Genomic DNA, 16,640 nt, shown 5'->3' with positions numbered 1-16,640 from the left:
GGAACCTTCTGGCATGGAAATCTCCACGGTCGGTGTGATCGGCCTGGGCTACATCGGTCTGCCGACGGCTGCGATCCTCGCGTCCAAGGACATCAAGGTCGTCGGTGTGGACGTTAACCCCGCGACTGTCGAGGCGGTCAACCGTGGGGACGTGCCGTTCGTCGAGCCTGACCTCGCGACCTACGTCGCCGGTGCCGTCACTCAGGGGACGCTGCGCGCCACGAGCACCCCCGAGCCCGCCGACGCGTTCATCATCGCCGTACCCACGCCGTTCGCCGGCGACCACGAGCCGGACCTGTCCTACATCAAGGCCGCCGCCGAGGCCGTCGCGCCGCAGCTGCGCGGCGGCGAACTTCTCATCCTCGAGTCCACGTCCCCGCCCCGGGCCACCGAGAAGATGGCGGACTGGATCCTCGCCACACGCCCCGACCTCAGCCTCGACGGCGCCGATGGCACCGCGCAGATCCACGTCGCGCACTGCCCCGAGCGGGTGCTGCCCGGCCGCGTCATGATCGAGCTCGTCACCAACGACCGCATCGTCGGCGGGCTCACCCCGGAGGCCGCCGAGCGCGCCAAGGAGCTCTACGCCGTCTTCTGCCAGGGCGAGATCCTCCTCACCGACGCCGTCACCGCCGAGATGGCGAAGCTCGTCGAGAACTCCTTCCGCGACGTCAACATCGCGTTCGCCAACGAGCTCTCCCTCATCGCCGACAAGCTCGACATCGACGTCTGGGAGCTCATCCGGCTCGCCAACCACCACCCGCGCGTCAACATCCTCCAGCCCGGTCCCGGCGTCGGCGGCCACTGCATCGCCGTCGACCCCTGGTTCATCGTCGACGCCGACCCCGAGCAGGCCCGCCTCATCCGCACCGCCCGCGAGGTGAACGACGCAAAGCCCGCGTGGGTCATCGAGCAGGTCCGCAAGGCCGTCGCCGGCATCGAGACCCCGACCGTCGCCGCGCTCGGCCTCGCCTTCAAGGCCGACATCGACGACCTGCGCGAGTCGCCCGCCCGCAAGATCGTCGCCGACCTCGCCGACGTGCTCCCCGGCTCGGACGTCGTCGTCGTTGAGCCGCACGTCGACGCCCTGCCCCCGGAGCTCGCGAACCGCCGCAACGTGCGCCTCGCGAACCTCGCCGACGCGGTGGATGAGGCCGACACGCTGGTTCTGCTGGTCGACCACCAGGAGTTCAAGTCGTTCGACCTCGCCGGCGCGGGCGCCGAGGACCTCCGCGTCGTCGACACGCGGGGAATCTGGTGACCGGCCCACGAGGAGGGTCAGCGCTCTCCGTCACGGCAGACTTCTCCGCGCTCACGGGGCCCGTGGAGATCAACCAGTGCTGCCTGCTGATCGATGACGCTGAGATCGGTTGCCTCGGTCTGGAGTTCGTGGGTTCCGACGTCACTGTCGTCCGGCCCGGGGACCCTGTGCCGCTAGGGGTTCCCATCGTCATGGCGACCACCCGTGTCGGTGACCTTGACGGGGAGGCACGTGCATGGGGCTTGGCCGAGAGAATCGACACCGTCGTCACGGAACGTGATGGTCATCTCGCTCGCCGCCTCCTCTCAGACGACGACCATCCGTTCGGGACCTTGGACAGCGTCACTGTCGGCGAGCACCTGATCGCCTTCGACTTCAGGAGTACACAGGCATCCGACGTGCCCGGGGGCGGAGTTCTGGAACTCGTCCAATGCCTGATCGGTGAGCACGCGGCGGCCACGGAAAGTCACCGTGCAGAGCTCGGTCTCGCGAACCTGCTCGTCGAGACTCTCGGGGCGATGGATCACATCGAGCTGTTGCCTCGGATGCCGGAGCAAGAGCCAAGCCCGGAGCCGGTAGACGATCGCGACGAGCTGGTTCGCCTGCGCAGGCAGCACGACATTCTTGAACGTAAGTATCAGTCGCTCTCTGCCTCAGTTCTCGGGCGGATGACGCTGCGTTATTGGAACCTTCGGAAGGCAATGAGGAACACTGGTGGGTGAACTCATCGACCGCGACGACGACTATGGTCGCTGGATCCTGAACGACTCGACCTTTCGACAGCGGGAGATCAATCGCCTCAAGTCCCATATTCGAGATTCCGAAGACCAGGCCCGGCAGAGGAGTAGCCACTCTGCGCATGGTGTCTCGGTCATCATCCCGACGTATCGAGGCCGCGACCGGATCGTCGGAACGCTGGACTCGGTACATGCGCAGGCCTTGGATCCTGAGCTGTTCGAGGTCATCGTGGTGGCCAACGGCGAGCCAGACGGAACCCTGGAGATCGTCCGCGAGCTGGCAGCAGGCACGTCCGTGCCGACTCGCCTCATCCATGCTCGGCAGCCGAGCGCCGGAGCGGCCCGCAACCTGGGAATCGCAGCAGCGCGGAAGTCGTACGTGACCTTCGTCGACGACGATGACCGCATCGAGCGTAACTATCTCTCTGCGCTCCTCGAACAGGCGGGGCTCGGCCGGGTGGTGGTGGCTCCGATCAAGGATCTTCCACCGGAGGGTGAGCCCCAGGTGGACTCGGTCCTCGCCTCGCGGCTCCGGGAGCTCGTGTCCCGGTCTGGTGCCACCCCGATCGAACAGGTCACCTGGCTGCTCGGATTCAACGCGTGCAAGTTGATCCCCACGAGCATCGCTCGAATGGCGACCTATGCGACCGACCTGCGATCCGGTGAGGACGTCGCCTATATGGCGAGTCTGCTGGGTCGGGATCTTGTCGTGGTGGGAGCGCGTGACGCTGACGACGAGAATGCCTACCTGCGCACGCTTCGAGGGGAGTCGGTCTCTAGGCGCGAGATGACCTTCGACTTCGCCGTACGTGACCGGCTCGCAGTGATCCGGAACCTGCCGGAGCCGCTCAATGCGAAGGCCGCGTCCGCGCAGCGGCACCTGCTCCTCGCACAGGCGAACTTCATTCGCAGGTACCTGGACGAGAATCCTGAGCAGGTCGAACGAGTCGCAGCGGAGATCGACAAACTGGAGATCGCCGACTTCCCCTGGGCGCTGGTCAACCGCGGGCGGGCTCGCGACCTTGCGATTCTCTACTGTTTCGCGCCGTTTCTTGACTCGAGTGGCGTGGTTGCGGCAAAGGCCCTTGCTGAGCGCGATCGGGTCGTGGACGTCATCAGCGCCGACATGGCGGATGTCCGAGGGCGGGACGATGCGGTTGACGTCCTTGCCAGTCGATGGATCGACCGTCGACAGATCGTTCCGGGACGTGCCTCGTTCGGCGACTGGAAGGCCATCAGCGACTTCGCTACGAAGGCTGCCGCTCAAGCCGAGGTATGGCACGCCGAGCGTGGCGGATACGAGACCCTCTACACCCGAGCGTTGTGGGTGGGTAGCCATGTCGCCGGGGCGCTCTTCAAGCAGTCCCACTGGAACGTCCGCTGGACAGCGGAGTTCTCGGACCCTCTGGGGCGGGGCGTGGACGGCTCGCGTCGACCGGGGACCCTGTCGCACAACGGTGTGACCGAGCGGTTGCGCAGGGTGCTCGACCTTCACGGAGTGCAGAGCCCGGAGGATGCGACCCTCTTCGAGTTCATTGAGTTGGTCACCTACGTCCTTGCCGACGAGCTCATCTTCACCAACGCCAACCAGCGTGATTACATGCTGTCCCTGGTCGATCCCAAGGTTGCCGCGCTTGCTCGTGAGAAGTCGGTCGTGCGGGCCCATCCGACACCTATCCAGGCCGCCTACACCGCCAAGGAGACGAGATATCAGGTTCCTGAGAGCGCCGTCAACATCGCCTACTTCGGTAGCTTCTACGGCAACAGGACCTTGGACGAGGTGCTGTTCGGTATCGTTAATCTCCAACCGAAGGTGCGGGCGCAGGTCCGTGTCCACATCTTCTGCAACAAGCCGGTGGAGTTCCGCGAAGAAGTGCGGCGCTATGGTCTAGGCGGAAACGTCATCGTGAACTCTTATCTTTCCTACATGGAGTTCCTCAACGCCTCTACCAAGTTTGATGCCCTGATCGTCAAGGATGTCGATTCGGCGGGTGACTTCGAGCGGAATCCCTTCCTGCCGTCCAAGTACTCTGATTATCGCGGCTCGGGCGCGTCGGTCTGGGGGATCGTCGAGGATTCGTCACCGCTGTCTGAGTGTGAGCTCGACTACGTGAGTCGAGTCGGCGATGGCAACGGCGCAAGAGCGGTGATCGAGGCAATTGTTCGTGACCGTGATGAAGCGCGTTCCGGTCGCGTGACCGGAGTCTGAACGTCGCTGTCAGTGAGCCGTGCCTCCACCGGTTCGTGGAGGCACGGCTCCTGTGCGTGCCGTCAGATCTAGAGGTGGCGCGGGCGACGCAGCGTGCGCCGTCAGACCCCCAGGCGCTCGAGTACGAGGTCGAGGTCCGACCACTCGGGGAGGGAGCAGCCCATCAGATCCTCGACGAAGGCGATGTCATCCCGATAGAGCGCGTGCAGTGCGGCGACTTCAGCGGCAGGGACGGGCCAGCGCTTCTTGAACAACGTCAGCCACGCGGCGTGCTCGTCCGGTACCGAGAGGTCGCCGAGCTCCGTCGCTTCGACGTCTCGCGTGATGCCGAGAATGTCCCGGCGCACCCTTGCGAGGAGTGCGGCCGGGTCTGCCATCTCGTCGTGCAGGACGACGTGGAGACGGTCTGGGCCGAGGTGGTCAGACCAGTGCGTGTAGTGCTTGCGGTAGAAGCCGAGGTCGATCACGCCGAGATTGGAGGGGAGGCGGAAGATGCTGGTCGGGAGGTCGAACTTGCCGGCCGAGAAATGAACCCAATAGGCGGAGAGGGCTCGTTCGACGGGGTTGCGCAGTGACAAGAGGATCTGCGCTGAAGGGTCGCCGTGCTCCCTGATTGCGGAGGCGGCGCTCGAGGACTTCTTCGAGAAGGGTCCGTCGGTCGCGTGCCAGAAGTAGTTGGGCGAACATTCCGCTCGCCAGGTCTCGCCCCGGCCCGCGAAGAACTCCTGGTGCTTCCCACGGGAACCTTCATCGCCCAGGCGATCCGGCCGGTTGTAGAAGTTGGCAGCGCCGTCCGGAGCGACGAAGACTTCGGAGAGCTTCCCGAGCTGTCTGCTGAGCCACTCCGCTCCGCCACGCTGTGTGCCCGCGAGGATGAGGTTAGGAGCGCCCGTGTCCGTGGGGGGACCTGTCAGTGAGCCCGAGGCGGCACGAGTCCCCGAGGAGCGAGGCCCTCGTGCCGTCGGGGTGACCTGGGATACGGCCTCCTCCTGCTGGCTCCATGGATCGCGACCCTCGCCGCCGGTGATCGTGGTGACCAGCTTGCGATAGACGCTGCCCGCGTAGTGGAAGGGTGCGTCCCCCCAGGGGTGGTCGGGACCCGACAGGACTTCGTCCGGTCGAAGCGAGATGACCTCGGCCTGGAGGGCTTGGGCGGCGACGTCGACGTAGGCGTCGAACACCGGGTTGGCCTCGGCCGCGCTGATCCCGAAGCTTTCGGGGGTGGGAGCGCCGTTCTCGGACCGCTCCGCCCAGGGGACGTCGAGCAGGACGATCGCGGCTCGCGGCATGTGCTGGCGGAGGAGGTCGCCGACGGCGGCGATGCCGTGAGACCAGTACTGGAAATGCTGCTCGCTGCCGAAGGGCAGGTGCTGCGAGCCTGCGGGCAGGTACTGCTCCGCGCCTGAGCCGACCAGCTCGTTCGACCGGGTGACGACGGACCCGTCGGGCAGGACGTAGACGCCGAGGCGTTCGTCGGTGAGGTCGACGAGGACGAGGTCGGTCTGAGCTGCGGACTCGGGGATGAGTGTGCGCAGACTGGAGTCGTAGTCCCCGGTGACCATGCGCTGCTGGAACGAGGAGTTGAGGGCCGGGGGCTCGACGAGGGTGACAGGGCGCGTGTACGCGCTGATCGCGGACTGGCGTGCCACGTACTGCACGAGCTCGAACTGGCTGGGCTCGAAGTGCTCGAACGTGTCGCGCGACACGCAGGAGCCGTAGATGAAGACGCGGTGCTTCGTCATCGGACGGGCACCGCGTCCCAGTCGGCGACGAGGGTGTCGACGCTGAGCAGGTGCCCGATGGCACGGACGGAGCGCTCGGCGGCGAGGCCGTCGCCGTAGGGGTTGGTCGCCCGGGCCATGGTCTCGTAGGCGCCCTGGTCCGTGAGGAGGGTGGTGACCTCGCCGACGATTCGGTCCTCGTTGGTGCCGATGAGCTTGACGGTGCCGGCGTGGACGGCTTCGGGGCGCTCGGTGTTCTCGCGCATGACGAGCACCGGCTTGCCGAGGCTGGGGGCTTCTTCCTGGACGCCTCCGGAGTCGGTGAGGACGACGGTCGCGAGGGCGAGCATGCGGGTGAACTCGCCGTACGCGAGGGGCTCGGTGACCGTGACGTTGTCGAGGCCGTCGAGGTGGGGGAGCACGGCTTCGCGGACGACGGGGTTGCGGTGCGCGGGCAGCACGATCTCTATGTCGGGGAACGTGCGCGCGAGGCGGGCGAGGGCCCGGCCGACGCTTTCCATGGCGCCGCCCCAGTTCTCGCGGCGGTGGGTGGTGACGAGGAGGATGCGGCGTCCGGAGTCGGCGAGGTCCTCGAGCCGGGGGTCGGTGAACAGGGCCTTCTTCTCCACGGTCATGAGCAGCGCGTCGATGACGGTGTTGCCGGTGACGACGATGTCGTCCGGCGAGACGGACTCACGAAGGAGGTTGGCTTTGCTCGTGGAGGTCGGGGCGAGATGGATCGCGGCGATCTGCGACGTGATCTTGCGGTTCGCCTCCTCCGGGAAGGGGGAGAGGATATCGCCGGAACGTAGGCCCGCCTCGACGTGCACCACGGGGATGCCGCGGTGGAAGGCGGCAAGGGCTGCCGCAGTCGAGGTGGACGTGTCGCCCTGTACGACGACCGCGGCGGGCTTCTCTGCCTCGAGTACGGGGTCGAGGCGCTCCAAGACTCGAGCGACGATCGTCGACAGCGACGACCCGTGCTGGAAGATGTCGAGGTCGTGGTCGGGAACGATCCCGAAGATCTCGTTCACCTGGTCGAGCATCTCGCGGTGCTGGCCGGTGACGACGGTGACGGAGTCGAGGCGGTCGCTCACCTCGAGGGCCTTGATGACCGGTGCCACCTTGATCGCCTCGGGGCGGGTCCCGTAGACGGTCATGATGCGGGGGCGCGTGCTTACCACGTGTTCTACTCGCTCTTCTGGTTGCGCCGTGCGGCCATCGACGGCCGCACGTGTCGGGCAGTGTACAGACGGGGGCGGACGGGGTCTTCGACCTGGACGTGGGTCTGTTCACGTTCAGAGAAGGCGCGTTCGATGATGGCGCGGGCCTCGTCGGGCTTGTCTTTGGCCACGGCCCACGCCCACTTGCGATAGCGAAGTGCGACGTCCTCGGCGGGTCCGTCGAGGACGAGACGGCCGTGGTTGAGCCAGATGGCTCGGGTGCAGGTCTCCTCGATGGTCTGGGCGGCGTGTGAGACGAGGAAAACGGTGCCGGCGCTCCGGCGAAGTCCCTGCATGCGGGCTTCGCTACGTTCCTTGAAGGCGGCGTCGCCGGTGGCGAGAGCTTCGTCGATGAGCAGGATGTGCGGGTTGGACGCGGTCGCGATCGCGAAGCGGAGCCTCGCACCCATGCCGGAGGAATAGGTCTTCATCGGCAGGTAGATGGACTTCCCCAGTCCTGCGAGCTCCTTGACCTCGGGCACGGCGGCCTCGGCCTGTTCGGGGTTCAGTCCCATGGCGAGGCAGCCCAGCCGGATGTTCTGCTCGCCCGAGAGGTCAGGGACCAGGGCGGCGTTGACGCCGATGAGGACGGGGGTGCTTTCGGCGAGGACGCGGCCCTTGGCAGGGTTCTCGAGGCCCGCGATGATGCGCAGCAGGGTGCTCTTGCCGGAGCCGTTCTGCCCGACGAGGCCGATCTGCTCGCCGGACCGGGCGACGAAGGAGATACCGGAGAGGGCGCGGACGACGACCTTGGGGTCGTTGCCGAACACGGTGCGCGCGGCGCGGGCGAGCGGGTTGCTGCGGCGCTTGCGTTCGGCGGCGTCGGTCGACGGGACCTTGTAGCGGACGTGGACGTTCTCGACGGCCACGGTGGCCTGCGCGAAGGGATCCAGGACGACGGGTTCAGACGCGACCATACGTCTCCTCCGCCCGCCAGAACACGGCGAAGCCGACGACGAGCATTCCGATCGACCAGGCGCCGAGCCCGAGCCAGGTGCTTAGTGCGGGGTAGACACCGTAGAGCAGGGTGTCGCGAGCCGCGTCGAGCACCATGTACATGGGATTGGCCTCCATGATCCCGACGATCCAGGGGTAGGCCGTGAACTTCTCGATGGAGAAGAACACGGCAGACCCGTAGAGCCAGAACCGCATGAGGACGCCGATGAGCTGGTTGAGATCGGGCAGCGCTGAGGCGATCCGCGCGAGGAGCAGTGCCAGCCCGGTACTGAAGACGACCTGGAGGACGATCACGGCGGGAAAGAGCAGCGCCGCAAGTGTCCAGTTCTCGTCTTCGGGGAGCGCGAGGAGCAGGGCGAACATGGCGGCGAGCGTCGGCGCGAGGTTGAGGAGCCCGCGAAGTACGACGGAGATCGGCAGCGACGCACGGGGAAAGGTAAATGCCCGGATGAGGTTGCGGCCGCTGGAGATGGATTTTGCGCCGCCGGTCGCGCACTGCGTGGTGAACTGGAAGAGGAACACCCCGATGATGAGATAGCCGAGGAAGTTGGGGATGCCGTCACGAGCGCCGAGGACGAGTCCGAAGATGAGGTAGTAAGCCAACCCGTTCAGCACGGGGTTGACGACGAGCCATGCCTGTCCGAGAAGAGTCTCGCGGGTCCCGCTGGTGACCTTGGCCCGTGCCTCGGCCCAGAGGAAGTAGCGACGCCGCCACAACTGCTTCAGGTAAACGGGGATGGCAGGACGCGCTCCGACGAGGGAGAGCCGCCCCGCCGACACGATCTCGACGGACGTGGCCTGCTTACGAAAGACCTCCGCGTACAGGTCGGACGCCTCTGCCCGGGTTGTGGCAGAGGCGTCCGACGGCGCGGAGGCTTGGGCCTTCATCGTCGGCATCTTAGTTTGTCCCCGATTCACCCGGGGACGGGTGCGCCTCCGAAGCCGGGTGAGAACGGCGCATGTGAGATGCTGGCGCGCGTCCGGAGATCCTGGTCTTCCAAGGAGTCAGCGTGCGACTGCTCGTCACCGGCGGGGCCGGCTTCATCGGGGCGAACTTCACCCACCAGACGGTGCGGGAGCGCCCGGACGTCGCGGTCACGGTGCTGGACGCCCTGACGTACGCGGGCGACCGGACGTCCCTCGACGACGTCGCGGACTCGATCCGGTTCGTCGAGGGGTCGATCGACGACGCGGACCTCGTGGACGCCCTGGTGGGGGAGTGCGACGTGGTGGTGCACTTCGCCGCGGAGTCGCACAACGACAACTCGCTGGACGACCCGTCCCCGTTCGTGCGGACCAACCTGGTGGGGACGTTCACCCTGCTGGAGGCGGTGCGCCGGCACCGCGTGCGGTTCCACCACATCTCGACCGACGAGGTGTACGGCGACCTCGAGCTCGACGACCCGGCGAAGTTCACCCCGGAGACGCCGTACAACCCGTCCAGCCCGTACTCGTCGACGAAGGCCGGCTCGGACCTGCTGGTGCGCGCGTGGGCACGGTCCTTCGGCATCGAGGCGACCATCTCGAACTGCTCGAACAACTACGGGCCGTACCAGCACGTCGAGAAGTTCATCCCCCGCCAGGTGACGAACCTGATCGACGGCGTCCGGCCGCGCCTCTACGGCGCGGGTCTCAACGTGCGCGACTGGATCCACGTCGAGGACCACAACGCCGCGGTGTGGACGATCCTCGACAAGGGGCGTCCCGGGGAGACCTACCTGATCGGCGCCGACGGCGAGACGAGCAACCTCGACGTCGTCCGCGCGCTGCTGGAGATCTTCGACCTCGACGCCGACGACTTCGATCACGTCGCGGACCGGCCGGGCCACGACCTGCGCTACGCCATCGACGCGAGCAAGGTGCGCGACGAGCTCGGCTGGACACCCCGCTACACGGACTTCCGGGCGGGCCTGGAGGCGACGGTGCGGTGGTACCGCGACAACGAGGCGTGGTGGCGTCCGCACAAGGCCGCCGTCGAGGCGAGGTACGCCGCAACCGGTCAGTGAGCCGTCACGGTGAGCAACCGACCCAGGGCCGCCGTTCCCCGCGGGGAGCGGCGGCCCTGGGCCGTCCGGGGGGCGTCAGCCGCGCAGCGACGCCAGGTACGCCTCGACGGCTGCGTGCGTCGGCAGGAGCCCCTGCCGCTCCGCCTCGGCCAGGGTGGGGGCCGCCGCGTCCTTGTCGGACAGCTGCGGGGTGAGCGGCGACCCGTCGCGCGCGGTCGTCGGCCAGTCGATCCCGATCGCGGGGTCGAGCGGGTGGACGCCGTGCTCGCCGCCCGGGTTGTAGCCGGTGGAGCACAGGTAGAGGACCGTCGAGTCGTCCTCGAGCGACAGGAACGAGTGCCCGAGCCCCTCCCCGAGGTAGATCGCGCGGCGGTCGACGTCGTCGAGCAGCACGGCGTCCCACCGCCCGAACGTCGGGGAGCCGACGCGCACGTCGACGACCACGTCGAGCACGGCGCCCTTCGTGCAGGTGACGTACTTGGCCTGGCCGGGCGGGACGTCCGCGAAGTGGACGCCGCGCAGCACGCCCGCCGCGGACACCGAGCAGTTGGCCTGCCGCAGGTCCAGGGGGTGCCCGACGGCCTCGGCGAACGGATCCGCCTTGAACCATTCGAGGAACACCCCGCGCGGGTCGCCGTGCTGGCGGGGGGTGAACTCGTAGGCGCCGGGCACGGACAGCTCGCGGATCTGCACGGGGACTCCCAGGTCGACGGGTGGGCCAGGAGCACCGTAGCGCCCTACGATCGCCCCGTGACGGACGATAACCCGCAGTTCGCCCGCTGGGCCGTGGTCGGCGCGGGCGGCATGCTCGGTACGGACCTCGTGGCGCGCCTCGCCGAGGCCGGCGTGGCGGCGACCGGGCTGCGGCGCGCCGACCTCGACGTCACCGACCCCGACGCCGTCGCGCGGGTCGTGGCCGGGTACGACGTGGTCGTCAACGCGACCGCGTGGACCGCCGTCGACGACGCGGAGACCCGCGAGGCCGAGGCGTTCGCCGTCAACGCGACCGCGGTCGCGCACCTCGCGCGGGCCGCGCACGCCACCGGCGCGCGGTTCGTGCACGTCTCCACGGACTACGTGTTCGACGGCACCGCCTCGACGCCCTACGCCGAGGACGCCCCGGTCGCGCCGCGCTCGGCCTACGGGCGGACGAAGGCGGCCGGCGAGTGGGCGGCGCGCGCCGAGGCCCCGGACCACCTGGTCGTGCGGACCGCGTGGCTCTACGGCGCCCACGGCGGCTGCTTCCCGAAGACGATGGCGCGGCTCGCCGCCGACCGGGACCTGCTCACCGTCGTCGACGACCAGGTCGGCCAGCCCACCTGGACCCGCGACCTCGCCGACCTCGTCGTCCGGCTCGTCGCCGCCGCCGCACCGGCGGGCACGTACCACGGCACGTCGTCGGGGCAGACGTCATGGTACGGGTTCACGCGGCGGGTCCTCGCGAGCGCGGGCCTCGCCACCACGGTCGAGCCGACGACGAGCGACCGGTTCCCCCGCCCTGCCCCGCGCCCCGCGTACTCCGTCCTCGGGCACGACGCCCTGCACGCCGCGGGCGTGGCACCGATCGGGGACTGGGCCCGGCGGTGGGACGCCGCCGCGGCCGAGGTCCTGGCCTGACGCGTGCGGGACGGGCGGGTCAGTCGTCCAGCAGGCCCAGCAGGTAGCGGCCGTACCCGGACTTCACGAGCTTCTCGGCCCGCACCCGCAGCTCGTCGTCGGTGAGGAACCCGCGGCGCCACGCCACCTCCTCGGGGGCGCCCACCTTGAGCCCCTGGCGCAGCTCGACCGTGCGGACGAAGTCGCCCGCGTCGATGAGGGAGTCGAACGTGCCGGTGTCCAGCCAGGCGGTGCCGCGCGGCAGCACCTCCACGTGCAGGCGACCCTGGTCGAGGTAGGCGCGGTTGACGTCGGTGATCTCGTACTCGCCGCGGGCCGACGGTGCGAGCCCCTTCGCGATCTCCACGACGTCCGCGTCGTAGAAGTACAGCCCGGGCACCGCGTAGCGGGACCGCGGCCGCTCCGGCTTCTCCTCCAGGGACAGCGCGCGGCCGTCGGCGTCGAACTCGACGACGCCGTACGCCGTCGGGTCGGCCACCCGGTAGGCGAAGATCGACCCGCCGTCGACCTGGGTGTACCGCTGGAGCTGGTCGCCGAGACCCTGCCCGTAGAAGATGTTGTCGCCCAGGACGAGCGCGGCCGCGTCCCCGTCGAGGAACTCCTCGCCGAGCACGAACGCCTGCGCGAGCCCGTTCGGCACGGCCTGCACCGTGTACCGGATCGAGATGCCGAACTGGGAGCCGTCGCCCAGCAGGCGGCGGAACTGGTCGGCGTCGTGCGGCGTCGTGATGACCAGCACGTCCCGGATCCCGGCGAGCATCAGCGTCGACAGCGGGTAGTAGATCATCGGCTTGTCGTAGACGGGCACGAGCTGCTTGCTCACGCCGAGAGTGATCGGGTGCAACCGGGTGCCGGAACCGCCGGCCAGGATGATGCCGCGCATGGTCCCGAGAATGGCACGAACGGGTCGCGCCGGGGCGGACGGGCGGATGTTCGGCCGAGATTCACCCGCCGGGCGGGATCGTTTGTCACAATGCCCTGGTGACGCGTGACACGCCGCCGTGCGAGCGTGCCTATCGCCGCACCCTCGCCCTGGTCACCCTCGCCGTGGCCCTGTGGACCACGGCCTGGGCCGTGCTCACGCCCGTGCTGCGCTCGCCGGACGAGCAGAACCACCTCAACTCCGTGGTCCGCCTCGCCTACGGCGGCGGCTGGCCCGCCCCCGGCGAGGCGCACTTCGCGCCCGTGACGGTGCAGGCCGTCGCCGAGGCCGCCTACCCGGCGGACCTGCCGGGCCGCTGGCAGCACCGGCCCGACCAGACGCAGTTCGTCGACGTCACGCCCGTGCCCGACGACGACCGGACCCGGATCGACGCCGGGAACGCGCTGCCGGCCCCCGGGACGAGCGCCGACGTCGACCAGATGACGCAGCACCCGCCCGCCTGGTACGCGCTCGGCGCGGCCGCCCTGCACCTCACCGGCACCGCGGACGCCCGCTGGGACCAGGCGCTGCTCGTGCTGCGCCTGCTCGACGCCCTGCTGTTCGCCGCGACCGTCCCGCTCGCCGCCGCCACCGCCCGCCTTCTCACCGGCTCCCGGTCCGTGGCGCTGCTCGTCGCGCCCCTGCCGATGCTCGTGCCGCAGGTGGGCCACATCCTCGGCGCCGCGAACAACGACGCGCTGGTCGTGCTCGCCGGCGCCGGTGTCACCTACCTCGCGGCCCGCGTCGTCACGGGCGACCTGCGGTGGCGCACCGCCGTCGGGATCGGGCTCGTGCTCGGCGTCGGGCTGCTCACCAAGGTGATGCTCGCGTTCGCGATCCCCACCGTGGTGGCCGCCTACCTGCTCGCCCCCGGGCCCCGCAGCACGCCGCGCGCCGGCCCCGCCCCGGGCGTCCGCACGCTGCGCGGCCTCGCCGCGCTCGCCGTCGCGTTCGTCGTCGGCGGCTGGTGGTGGGCGCGCAACTGGGTCGTCGACGGCGCCGTGCAGCCCGTGGGCCTGCCCCGCGACTACACCGGCATGACGCACGTCCCCGCCGACGAGGTGCTGTCCGACGCGATCGGCCGCACCGCGCAGGCGTTCTTCGGCAACCTGTCCTGGCTCGAGGTGCGCCTGCCGGGCACGTTCGTCGTCGTCGGCTCGACCGTGCTGCTCGTCGCCGGGCTGGTCGCCGTCACCCTGCCCGGTGCCCGCCGCGGCGCCGTCGCCCTGGCGCTGCTGCCGGCGGGTCTGTTCGGCGGCGTCGTGCTCAACGCGATCCAGCACTGGTCGCAGACCGGCGTCCTCGTCGCCCTCCAGGGCCGGTACGTGTACGGCGGGCTCGCGGCGCTGGCCACCCTCGTCGGGATCGCCGTGTGGCAGGTGCTGCGCCACCGGGAGCGCCGCCTCGCCCGCGCCGTGCCCGTGGCGACCGTCCTCGCCGTCGTCGCGGGGGCCGCCGGTCTCGTCTGGGCCTTCGGCGCCATGTACCGCGGCCCGGGGGACACCGTCGCCGACGCGTGGCACCGCTGGGTCGCATGGAGCCCGCTCGGTACGGGCGCGCTCACCGCCGTCCTGGTCGTCGTCGGGATCGGCCTGGTCGCCGCGGTCGTCGCCTCCGCGGTGTGGCCCCGCGCCGCGACACCCCCGCCGCCCCGCCGGACCGCCCCGGACCTGCCCGTCCGTGCCGGCGTCTGACCACCGCCCGGCGCGGCGCACCGCCCCCGGTACGTCCGACCGCCCACCCACCCGCGTCGCTAGACTCGCCGCGGTCGGCCCCGCGCCGACCTCCCGCGACGCCGCCGAACCGGAGAGGGCTCGATGAAGCTCGTCGTCCAGATCCCGTGCCTCGACGAGGCCACGACGCTGCCGCTCGTCCTCGCCACGATCCCGCGGGAGGTCCCCGGGTTCGACGTCGTCGAGATCCTCGTCGTCGACGACGGCTCCACCGACGGCACCGCCGACGTCGCACGCGACCTCGGTGTCCACCACGTCCTGCGGCACACCCGCACCATGGGCCTCGCCCGGTCGTTCCGCGACGGCGTCGACCACGCCCTGGCGCACGGGGCGGACGTCGTCGTGAACACCGACGGCGACAACCAGTACCCCTCCGAGATGATCCCGGAGCTCGTCGCCCCGATCGTGGCCGGCGAGGCCGACATCGTCGTGGGGGACCGCCAGACCGCCACCATCGAGCACTTCAGCGGGTTCAAGAAGCGCATGCAGCGGTTCGGCAGCCGTGTCGTGTCCGCCGCCGCGCACGCCGACCTGCCCGACGCCGCCAGCGGCTTCCGCGCCTACTCCCGCGCGTCGCTGCTGCGCCTCAACGTCGTCACGCAGTTCAGCTACACGATGGAGACGATCATCCAGGCGGGCAACAAGCACCTGCGGATCGCGTCCGTCCCCGTCACCACCAACGCCAAGACACGCGAGTCCCGGCTCTTCTCGAACATCTGGCAGCACATGGGCCGCTCCGGCCGGGCGATCGTGCGCAGCTTCATCATGTTCCGCCCCCACCTGGTGTTCCTCACGCTGGCCGGCGTGTTCTTCGTCGCCGGGGCGATCCCCGCCGTGCGGTTCCTCGTCTACTTCGCGCAGGGGGAGGGTGACGGGCACGTGCAGTCCCTCGTGTTCGCCGCCGCGATGCTCGTCGGTGCGCTGCTGTGTCTCGCGCTGCTCGTCATCGCCGACCTCCAGCGCACCAACCGCACCCTCATCGAGGACTCCCTCGAACGCCTCAAGCGGATCGAGTACGGGCGGGACGCGTGATCCTCGCCCTCGGCACCTACGACGCCGCCCGCCACCCGCGCGCCGGCATCCTCGTCGCCGGGCTGCGCGCCCGGGGGTGGACCGTGACCGAGGTGAACCACCCGCTCGGGTTCAGCACCGCCGCCCGGGTCCGCATGCTGCGCCAGCCGTGGCGGCTGCCGCTGCTCGCGCTGCGCCTGATGGCGTGCTGGGCGCTGCTCGTGCGCGACGACCTCGCCCACCGCCGTGCCCACGGCGCCCCCGGCGCGGTGCTCGTCGGCTACCTCGGCCACTTCGACGTCGTCCTCGCGCGGCTGCTGCACCCCCGCACGCCGGTCGTGCTCGACCACCTCGTGTTCGCCGCCGACACGGCCCTCGACCGCGGCGCCCGCGGCCTGCGCGTCCGCCTCCTGCGCGGGCTCGACCGGCTCGCCCTCGCCTGCGCCGACGTCGTCCTGGTCGACACCGACGAGCACGCGGGGATGGCCGCGGCCCTCGACCGTCGAGCGTCTCTGAAAGTCCGTCCTGGCGGCCCGATGACGGACCTTCAGAGACGCTCGACGGGCCGCGAGGTCGTCGTCGTCCCGGTCGGGGCGCCCGACGCCTGGTTCGTCGGGTCGGACGGAGGCGCCGCCGCCCGGCCGCTGCACGTCGTGTTCTTCGGCCTGTTCACCCCGTTGCAGGGGGCGGAGGTCGTCGCCCGGGCGCTCGCCGACGCCCTGCCCCGCGCGGCCGCCACGGGCACGCCCGTCACCGCGACGATGATCGGCTCCGGCCAGGACCACGCCGCCGCCCGCGCCGCCCTCGCGGGCACCGACGGCGTGACCTGGGTCGACTGGGTCGAGCCCGCCGACCTGCCCGCGCTCGTGGCGCGCGCCGACGTCTGCCTCGGCATCTTCTCCGCCACCCCCAAGGGGCTGCGGGTCGTCCCCAACAAGGTGTTCCAGGGGCTCGCCGCGGGCTGCGTCGTCGTCACGTCCGACACCCCGCCGCAGCGACGGCTGCTCGCCGGGCACGTCGAGCTCGTGCCCCCGGCCGACCCGGCCGCGCTCGCCGACCGGCTCCTCGACCTCACCGACCCCACCGTGCTGGCCGCCGCCCGCGAGCGGGCCCGGGGCGCCGCGCACCTCGTCACATCGGAGGCCGTCGTCGCGCCGCTGGTGGCCGCCCTCGACGCCCGGGGGATCCGCCCGTGAGCGCGGCGCGCCGCGGCACGGTGGCCCGCGCGGGCACCGGTCGGACG

At 70.1% G+C, this 16,640-nt stretch carries 14 protein-coding genes; 8 read left to right on the top strand and 6 right to left on the bottom strand.

Features of this window, described 5'->3' with window-relative positions:
- The first annotated feature begins 13 nt into the window (after window positions 1-13).
- The 3 genes from wecC (at window position 14) to ATJ88_RS15205 (ending at window position 4,207) form a co-directional block, all read left to right on the top strand.
- Window positions 14-1,261, top strand: coding sequence for a UDP-N-acetyl-D-mannosamine dehydrogenase (gene wecC / locus ATJ88_RS15215; protein WP_098464556.1), 1,248 nt, complete (start codon window positions 14-16; stop codon window positions 1,259-1,261).
- 62 nt (window positions 1,262-1,323) lie between these two features.
- The gene (locus ATJ88_RS15210) at window positions 1,324-1,983 is read left to right on the top strand and encodes a hypothetical protein (protein WP_141538704.1); all 660 of its coding nucleotides are present in this window, start codon (window positions 1,324-1,326) and stop codon (window positions 1,981-1,983) included.
- Window positions 1,976-4,207, top strand: coding sequence for a glycosyltransferase family A protein (locus tag ATJ88_RS15205; protein WP_170023662.1), 2,232 nt, complete (start codon window positions 1,976-1,978; stop codon window positions 4,205-4,207). The genes ATJ88_RS15210 and ATJ88_RS15205 overlap by 8 nt, the downstream gene beginning before the upstream one ends.
- A gap of 101 nt (window positions 4,208-4,308) precedes the next feature.
- Here ATJ88_RS15205 and ATJ88_RS15200 read toward each other — a convergent pair whose 3' ends face one another.
- Genes ATJ88_RS15200 through ATJ88_RS15185 form a run of 4 tightly spaced genes read right to left on the bottom strand, consistent with a single transcriptional unit; the run spans window position 4,309 to window position 8,996 of the window.
- On the bottom strand, window positions 4,309-5,949 hold the full coding sequence (locus ATJ88_RS15200; protein WP_098464553.1) for a DUF6270 domain-containing protein: 1,641 nt from the start codon (window positions 5,947-5,949) through the stop codon (window positions 4,309-4,311).
- Window positions 5,946-7,088, bottom strand: a complete 1,143-nt coding sequence (gene wecB / locus ATJ88_RS15195) for a non-hydrolyzing UDP-N-acetylglucosamine 2-epimerase (protein WP_098464552.1) — start codon at window positions 7,086-7,088, stop codon at window positions 5,946-5,948. The genes ATJ88_RS15200 and wecB overlap by 4 nt, the downstream gene beginning before the upstream one ends.
- Before the next feature lie 29 nt (window positions 7,089-7,117).
- A complete protein-coding gene (locus tag ATJ88_RS15190) occupies window positions 7,118-8,068 on the bottom strand; it encodes an ABC transporter ATP-binding protein (RefSeq protein ID WP_098464551.1) in 951 nt (316 codons plus the stop codon).
- On the bottom strand, window positions 8,055-8,996 hold the full coding sequence (locus ATJ88_RS15185; protein ID WP_098465396.1) for an ABC transporter permease: 942 nt from the start codon (window positions 8,994-8,996) through the stop codon (window positions 8,055-8,057). The genes ATJ88_RS15190 and ATJ88_RS15185 overlap by 14 nt, the downstream gene beginning before the upstream one ends.
- A gap of 122 nt (window positions 8,997-9,118) precedes the next feature.
- Between ATJ88_RS15185 and rfbB the strand changes: the two genes are divergently transcribed.
- Complete coding sequence (gene rfbB / locus ATJ88_RS15180; protein WP_098464550.1) at window positions 9,119-10,114, top strand: dTDP-glucose 4,6-dehydratase; 996 nt, start codon at window positions 9,119-9,121, stop codon at window positions 10,112-10,114.
- A gap of 75 nt (window positions 10,115-10,189) precedes the next feature.
- Here the strand turns inward: rfbB and ATJ88_RS15175 are convergent, their stop codons facing one another.
- A complete protein-coding gene (locus ATJ88_RS15175) occupies window positions 10,190-10,807 on the bottom strand; it encodes a dTDP-4-dehydrorhamnose 3,5-epimerase family protein (protein WP_098464549.1) in 618 nt (205 codons plus the stop codon).
- A 57-nt stretch (window positions 10,808-10,864) separates the two neighbouring features.
- On the opposite strand from ATJ88_RS15175, the gene rfbD reads away from it, so the two are divergent.
- Window positions 10,865-11,731 carry a dTDP-4-dehydrorhamnose reductase gene (gene rfbD / locus ATJ88_RS15170; protein ID WP_281255257.1) on the top strand — a complete coding sequence of 289 codons (867 nt, stop codon included), beginning with the start codon at window positions 10,865-10,867 and terminating at the stop codon, window positions 11,729-11,731.
- A gap of 19 nt (window positions 11,732-11,750) precedes the next feature.
- Here rfbD and rfbA read toward each other — a convergent pair whose 3' ends face one another.
- Entirely contained in the window at window positions 11,751-12,614 is an 864-nt protein-coding gene (gene rfbA / locus ATJ88_RS15165; protein WP_098464548.1) for a glucose-1-phosphate thymidylyltransferase RfbA, read from the bottom strand.
- Between the two features lie 98 nt (window positions 12,615-12,712).
- Between rfbA and ATJ88_RS15160 the strand changes: the two genes are divergently transcribed.
- From ATJ88_RS15160 to ATJ88_RS15150, 3 genes are all read left to right on the top strand, one after another.
- Window positions 12,713-14,347, top strand: coding sequence for a DUF2142 domain-containing protein (locus tag ATJ88_RS15160; RefSeq protein WP_098464547.1), 1,635 nt, complete (start codon window positions 12,713-12,715; stop codon window positions 14,345-14,347).
- Window positions 14,348-14,470: 123 nt separating this feature from the next.
- A complete protein-coding gene (locus ATJ88_RS15155; protein ID WP_098464546.1) occupies window positions 14,471-15,418 on the top strand; it encodes a glycosyltransferase family 2 protein in 948 nt (315 codons plus the stop codon).
- On the top strand, window positions 15,415-16,593 hold the full coding sequence (locus ATJ88_RS15150) for a glycosyltransferase (protein WP_098464545.1): 1,179 nt from the start codon (window positions 15,415-15,417) through the stop codon (window positions 16,591-16,593). The genes ATJ88_RS15155 and ATJ88_RS15150 overlap by 4 nt, the downstream gene beginning before the upstream one ends.
- The last annotated feature ends 47 nt before the right edge of the window (window positions 16,594-16,640 follow it).

Source organism: Isoptericola jiangsuensis (assembly GCF_002563715.1).
In the GTDB taxonomy this organism is placed as follows: Bacteria; Actinomycetota; Actinomycetes; order Actinomycetales; family Cellulomonadaceae; genus Isoptericola; species Isoptericola jiangsuensis.
The sequence above is the reverse complement of the archived record's forward strand: the minus strand, read 5'-3'. Positions and strand labels throughout refer to the sequence as shown.

Bases quoted from the DNA above. Each gene is read 5' to 3' on its own strand.
- wecC (WP_098464556.1), top strand. From the start codon at position 14: ATGGAAATCTCCACGGTCGGTGTGATCGGCCTGGGCTACATCGGTCTG.
- ATJ88_RS15200 (WP_098464553.1), bottom strand. From the start codon at position 5,949: ATGACGAAGCACCGCGTCTTCATCTACGGCTCCTGCGTGTCGCGCGAC.
- wecB (WP_098464552.1), bottom strand. From the start codon at position 7,088: ATGACCGTCTACGGGACCCGCCCCGAGGCGATCAAGGTGGCACCGGTC.
- ATJ88_RS15190 (WP_098464551.1), bottom strand. From the start codon at position 8,068: ATGGTCGCGTCTGAACCCGTCGTCCTGGATCCCTTCGCGCAGGCCACC.
- ATJ88_RS15185 (WP_098465396.1), bottom strand. From the start codon at position 8,996: ATGAAGGCCCAAGCCTCCGCGCCGTCGGACGCCTCTGCCACAACCCGG.
- rfbA (WP_098464548.1), bottom strand. From the start codon at position 12,614: ATGCGCGGCATCATCCTGGCCGGCGGTTCCGGCACCCGGTTGCACCCG.
- ATJ88_RS15155 (WP_098464546.1), top strand. From the start codon at position 14,471: ATGAAGCTCGTCGTCCAGATCCCGTGCCTCGACGAGGCCACGACGCTG.